This window comes from Arthrobacter woluwensis (assembly GCF_900105345.1).
GTDB lineage: Bacteria > Actinomycetota > Actinomycetes > Actinomycetales > Micrococcaceae > Arthrobacter_E > Arthrobacter_E woluwensis.
Window position 1 is genome coordinate 26,747 of the sequence record NZ_FNSN01000007.1, and the last position, 6,052, is coordinate 32,798.

A 6,052-nucleotide genomic window follows, 5' to 3' on the forward strand; every position below is an offset into this window, starting at 1 on the left:
ATCGAAAAAACACATCCTCGTGATGGTTGGTGGGTTCCTGTGAAACAAGGGGGCTTGCCGGCTGGGGTGCCGGTTCCTGTACGGGTGCTGTGATGCTGCGTTTTAGGTACGCCGGCCGGTGACGGTTGGTTGGAACGGGTGTGGTGTTGGTGGTGGTGCAGGGGTTGTTGACACACTGTTGGGTCCTGAAGCAACAGGCCCGTCGCATGTCTCCTTTGGGGGTGTGTGGTGGTTGTTGTTTCGTTTGGTTGCCCTGCTTCTGGAAGGCGTGCCCGGTTGGGTGTGTTGGATGGGGGGTGTGGGGTTGTTGTTTGAGAAACTGCATAGTGGACGCGAGCATCTTATAAGGCGAGCGTCATGGCCTGGGTGGCCTCCTTTTGGGGGGTTGTGTGGGTTGTGGTGTTTGTCTTGGTTTTTGTGTGGCCAAGTTTTAAGGGCGCACGGTGAATGCCTTGGCATTAGGAGCCGATGAAGGACGTGGGAATCTGCGAAAAGCCTGGGGAGTTGATAACCGAACTTTGATCCCAGGATGTCCGAATGGGGAAACCCGGCTGCCTGTTATGGGTAGTCACCCGCAGCTGAACGCATAGGCTGTGTGGAGGAACGCGGGGAAGTGAAACATCTCAGTACCCGCAGGAAGAGAAAACAAATGTGATTCCGTGAGTAGTGGCGAGCGAAAGCGGATCAGGCTAAACCGGTCCATGTGTGATAGCCAGTGGGGCGTTGCATGTCGGGTTGTGGGTTGTTCCGTACCAGGGTCACTGACCTGGTCGGGTGTGAATGTGCTGGCGTAGATGAACGGCCTGGATGGTCGACCATAGAGGGTGAGAGTCCCGTAATTGTCGCGTTGATGCACCGCTCGAGGGATGATTCCCGAGTAGCACGGGGCCCGAGAAATCCCGTGTGAATCTGTCAGGACCACCTGAATAAGCCTAAATACTACCTAATGACGATAGCGGACCAGTACCGTGAGGGAAAGGTGAAAGTACCCCGGGAGGGGAGTGAAATAGTACCTGAAACCGTGTGCCTACAATCCGTCAGAGCAGGCTTGTACCTGTGATGGCGTGCCTTTTGAAGAATGAGCCTGCGAGTTAGTGTTACGTCGCGAGGTTAACCCGTGTGGGGAAGCCGTAGCGAAAGCGAGTCTGAATAGGGCGTTTGAGTGGCGTGATCTAGACCCGAAGCGAAGTGATCTACCCATGGCCAGGTTGAAGCGACGGTAAGACGTCGTGGAGGACCGAACCCACTTCAGTTGAAAATGGAGGGGATGAGCTGTGGGTAGGGGTGAAAGGCCAATCAAACTTCGTGATAGCTGGTTCTCCCCGAAATGCATTTAGGTGCAGCGTTGCGTGTTTCTTGCCGGAGGTAGAGCTACTGGATGGCCGATGGGCCCTACAAGGTTACTGACGTCAGCCAAACTCCGAATGCCGGTAAGTGAGAGCGCAGCAGTGAGACCGTGGGGATAAGCTTCATGGTCGAGAGGGAAACAGCCCAGACCACCGACTAAGGCCCCTAAGCGTGTGCTAAGTGGGAAGGATGTGGAGTTGCTTAGACAACCAGGAGGTTGGCTTAGAAGCAGCCACCTTGAAAGAGTGCGTAATAGTCACTGGTCAAGTGATTCCGCGCCGACAATGTAGCGGGGCTCAAGTACACCGCCGAAGTCGTGGATTTCAGATAGTAGACAAGCCTTCGTGGTTCAGTCGTCTGGAGTGTAGGGGAGCGTCGTGTGGGCGGTGAAGCCGCGGTGTAAACCAGTGGTGGAGACCACACGAGTGAGAATGCAGGCATGAGTAGCGAAAGACGGGTGAGAAACCCGTCCGCCGGATGATCAAGGGTTCCAGGGTCAAGCTAATCTGCCCTGGGTGAGTCGGGACCTAAGGCGAGGCCGACAGGCGTAGTCGATGGACAACGGGTTGATATTCCCGTACCGGCGAAGAACCGCCCATACTGAGCCCGGGATACTAACCACCCAATCCGCCTCCAGGAGCTTCGGGCAAGTGGTGTGTGGTGAGGCTGGGAACTGATCGGGGGAGTAAGCGTATTAACAGGTGTGACGCAGGAAGGTAGCTGAGCCGGGCGATGGTAGTCCCGGTCTAAGCAGGTAGGCCGTTCCCTAGGCAAATCCGGGGAACATGAAGGCTGAGACGTGATGGGACCCCACCTTGTGGGGGATTCAGTGATCCTATGCTGCGAGAAAAGCATCGACGCGAGGTTCCAGCCGCCCGTACCCGAAACCGACACAGTGATCAGGTAGAAATACTAAGGCGATCGAGAGAATCATGGTTAAGGAACTCGGCAAAATGCCCCGTAACTTCGGGGAGAAGGGGGCCCGGACTGTGAAGAGGACTTGCTCCTCGGAGCGGATAAGGGCCGCAGAGACCAGGGGGAAGCGACTGTTTACTAAAAACACAGGTCCGTGCGAAGTCGCAAGACGATGTATACGGACTGGACTCCTGCCCGGTGCTGGAAGGTTAAGAGGACCGGTCAACACTTTGGTGTGAAGCCGGGAATTTAAGCCCCAGTAAACGGCGGTGGTAACTATAACCATCCTAAGGTAGCGAAATTCCTTGTCGGGTAAGTTCCGACCTGCACGAATGGAGTAACGACTTCCCTACTGTCTCAACCATGAACTCGGCGAAATTGCACTACGAGTAAAGATGCTCGTTACGCGCAGCAGGACGGAAAGACCCCGAGACCTTTACTATAGTTTGGTATTGGTGTTCGGAGTGGCTTGTGTAGGATAGGTGGGAGACTGTGAAGCGGACACGCCAGTGTTCGTGGAGTCATCGTTGAAATACCACTCTGGTCACTTTGGACATCTAACTTCGGCCCATGATCTGGGTCAGGGACAGTGCCTGATGGGTAGTTTAACTGGGGCGGTTGCCTCCTAAAAAGTAACGGGAGGCGCCCAAAGGTTCCCTCAGCCTGGTTGGCAATCAGGTGTCGAGTGTAAGTGCACAAGGGAGCTTGACTGTGAGAGAGACATCTCGAGCAGGGACGAAAGTCGGGACTAGTGATCGGCGGTACATTGTGGAATGGCCGTCGCTCAACGGATAAAAGGTACCTCGGGGATAACAGGCTGATCTTGCCCAAGAGTCCATATCGACGGCATGGTTTGGCACCTCGATGTCGGCTCGTCGCATCCTGGGGCTGGAGTAGGTCCCAAGGGTTGGGCTGTTCGCCCATTAAAGCGGTACGCGAGCTGGGTTTAGAACGTCGTGAGACAGTTCGGTCCCTATCCGCTGCGCGCGCAGGAAATTTGAGAAGGGCTGTCCTTAGTACGAGAGGACCGGGACGGACGAACCTCTGGTGTGTCAGTTGTACTGCCAAGTGCACCGCTGATTGGCTACGTTCGGATGGGATAACCGCTGAAAGCATCTAAGCGGGAAGCCCGCTTCAAGATAAGATTTCCATGACCCTTCGGGGTCGAGAGGCTCCCAGCAGACCACTGGGTTGATAGGCCGGACGTGGAAGCAGGGACTAACGACCTGTGAAGCTGACCGGTACTAATAAGCCGACAACCTGACCACACACCACACCCCCCCGGGTGTGGGTGAAAGAACTGTGCTACGCGTCCACCATGCGGTCCCCAAACAACAAACCCACCAGTTTGACCGAGGGAACCAGATAATTGAATAAGCAACACCACCACCCCCACAAGGGATCCACTGGTTGGTGTTGCGTGTCACGGAAACGATCCAGTGACCCTTACAAACCAACCCCCACCCCCTGGTGGGGAGTTTGAAAGAGTTACGGCGGTCATAGCGTGGGGGAAACGCCCGGTCCCATTCCGAACCCGGAAGCTAAGACCCACAGCGCCGATGGTACTGCACTCGCGAGGGTGTGGGAGAGTAGGACACCGCCGGACACAACCACCCAGGATGGCCCGAGCAACGACGCCCGGCCATCACTGCACCACCAACAAAACAGCCCCCACCACCAACACGAGCACGGGGGCTGTTCGCCTTTAACCACCCACCCGGGCCGGGGCCCACACCCACCCCCCACCCCAAAACCACAGCCCCCACACCCACAGGGGCTGTCCGCGTTTAACCGGCCACCCAGCAGACTGATCACACCCCCACCCCACCGGACCAGCAGAGGGGTGGAGCCCGCCCCACAAGAGACGGGCACCACCGATCCGGCACCACGCCGGATGACACGACGGAACAGCCGAGGTCAGCCCGGCATCACACCGGTGCGGACGCGCCCCAGAACGGCGCCAGCTCTCGGCGAGGCGTTTGCCCTGCTCGAATCCGGCCCGCGCCGCGTCCGGACGCAAGCCGATGTTCATGGCATTGGCGCGAAGAGGTCCTCCGCCTCCGCCTCAGGTGAGATGACCTCCACCGTGCTGCCGGCGTCGCGCAGTTCCTTGACCTGCGCATCAAGGTGCTGGCCCCACTCCAGGGGAGTGCGAGTGCGGCCGCCGAACGGGGAGAGGACCAGAAACCCGGGCATGGCCTGCGGCGAGGTCGGCGTTCTCATTGCGCCGGTAGCCGCCGTCGATGTATCGCTTGTCCCCGACGGGACAAGCGAAGCCGCTGGAAAACTGGCGGCCACGGCGTCGGCAAGGGACACGCCGCTGTCACGGGTGAAGACGGTGGGCTCGCCGGTGCTCGCGTCCACGGCGGTCAGCAGGATCCGTTGTTCCGGCCACTGCTGGCTCGGCAGGCGCGACGCGACCGTCTCCCGCCAGCGGGCGTGGACGTCCCGGTCGGAGGAAGCCGGAAGCTCCAGCGCGCCGGCACCCATCCGGCGTCGCATGTCGGCGGCGTCGTGGGAAGCGGAGATGATGCTGTCCGTGCGCTCCAGGTGATTGATGGTGGATCCTGCCAGCCGCGACGACCCGCTTCCGGCGGCTGAGGCCGGCGGACGGGAAGCGGTGTCAGGGAGGCCTCGTAGAGCTCGGCCGGATCCGCTCCGGTCAGTTGCGCGGCGGCCGTGGCGCCGGCGGAGGTGCCGATGATCAGATCGGCGTCGGTGACGGTGAGGCCCGCGTCGGCCAGGCCGGCGATCACGCCGAGGAGCCAGGCGTTGCCGGTGGACCCGCCCCTCCGAGTACGAGCGCGCGGCCGCCCGAAGGGTTGGAGGCGCGGGTGGCTGCGGGAGAATCAGAAGAAATGTCGTGATGCATGGGAGTCGCCTTTCGCGAAATGCCTGTGTGGCGCTCCCAGGGGCGGCTGCGTCAGCCGCGGAATCGTGGGCGGAGGGGAGCGCCCATTGCGGATACTGCGTACATGGGTCTCACCTCCTGTGATTCGTTCACGATCAGTGGAATCGTCGCATACCGACGACGGTGAAGCAACAGACGCGACTCAGCCGTGCCGGGTCTCCGCCAGCGCCACGAGCCCGAAGGCTCCCAGGGCCGTCCCCGTCACGCGGTCGATGACCTTGCGGAACCGGGGGCCGTCCAGCCAGCGCCGGAAGTAGTGTGCCGCCGTGATGATGAGCGTGAACCAGAGTGCCGCTTCCAGATTGCTGATGACGGAGAGCATGAGGCCCATCCAGAGGGGAGCGATGGTCGGGACGAGGAACTGGGGGATCACGGCCAGGCAGAACATCCCGTACTTGGGGTTCAGGATGTTGGACAGGAACCCTTTAACCCAGGTCTTCCCGAGGTGTTCGGGCGCCACGGTGGCCGGCCCGCCGGTGGTGTCGACGCTGCCCTCGCCCGTGGAAGGATGCACGCCAGAACGAGAAGGCGAGCCAGAGCATGTACCCGGCTCCGATGATGCGGAGGATGTCGTAGGCGACGGTCGAGACGGCCAGCAGCGCGGACACACCCGTGGCCGCGGCCACGCCCCAGATGAACGCGCCCGTGATCATGCCCAGCGCCGCGGTGTACGCGTGACGGCGGCTCCGGCCCAGGGCGTAGCGGAGGACGAGCGCGGTGTCCGTCCCCGGAAGAATCGTGATCAGGACGGACAGGGCGGCGAAGCCCAGCAGGGACTGTTCAAGGGTCACCCGGTCATCTTAAGGCGCTGGTCGGTTTCCGCGCCCTTGATGACCTTCGGCGCCGCAATCGGGGCGCGGACAGCGAATACGGGCGCAC

General features: G+C 60.5%; 3 protein-coding genes and 2 rRNA genes. 2 read left to right on the forward strand and 3 right to left on the reverse strand.

What is annotated here, in order from left to right:
• The first annotated feature begins 420 nt into the window (after positions 1-420).
• Both BLV63_RS17765 and rrf read left to right on the forward strand, forming a co-directional pair.
• Positions 421-3,531 (forward strand): 23S ribosomal RNA (locus BLV63_RS17765).
• A 220-nt stretch (positions 3,532-3,751) separates the two neighbouring features.
• Positions 3,752-3,868 (forward strand): 5S ribosomal RNA (gene rrf / locus BLV63_RS17770).
• Between the two features lie 422 nt (positions 3,869-4,290).
• Here rrf and BLV63_RS19185 read toward each other — a convergent pair.
• The 3 genes from BLV63_RS19185 to BLV63_RS18175 form a co-directional block, all read right to left on the reverse strand.
• A complete protein-coding gene (locus tag BLV63_RS19185; protein WP_074784712.1) occupies positions 4,291-4,764 on the reverse strand; it encodes a hypothetical protein in 474 nt (157 codons plus the stop codon).
• Between the two features lie 551 nt (positions 4,765-5,315).
• The gene (locus BLV63_RS18170; RefSeq protein ID WP_083369913.1) at positions 5,316-5,687 is read right to left on the reverse strand and encodes a LysE family translocator; all 372 of its coding nucleotides are present in this window, start codon (positions 5,685-5,687) and stop codon (positions 5,316-5,318) included.
• Positions 5,599-5,964 carry a LysE family translocator gene (locus BLV63_RS18175; protein ID WP_083369914.1) on the reverse strand — a complete coding sequence of 122 codons (366 nt, stop codon included), beginning with the start codon at positions 5,962-5,964 and terminating at the stop codon, positions 5,599-5,601. Before BLV63_RS18175 ends, BLV63_RS18170 begins: the two co-directional genes overlap by 89 nt.
• Positions 5,965-6,052: the final 88 nt, after the last annotated feature.

Excerpts from the sequence above, each read along its gene's own strand:
- BLV63_RS19185 (WP_074784712.1), bottom strand. The coding sequence starts at position 4,764 with ATGCGACGCCGGATGGGTGCCGGCGCGCTGGAGCTTCCGGCTTCCTCC.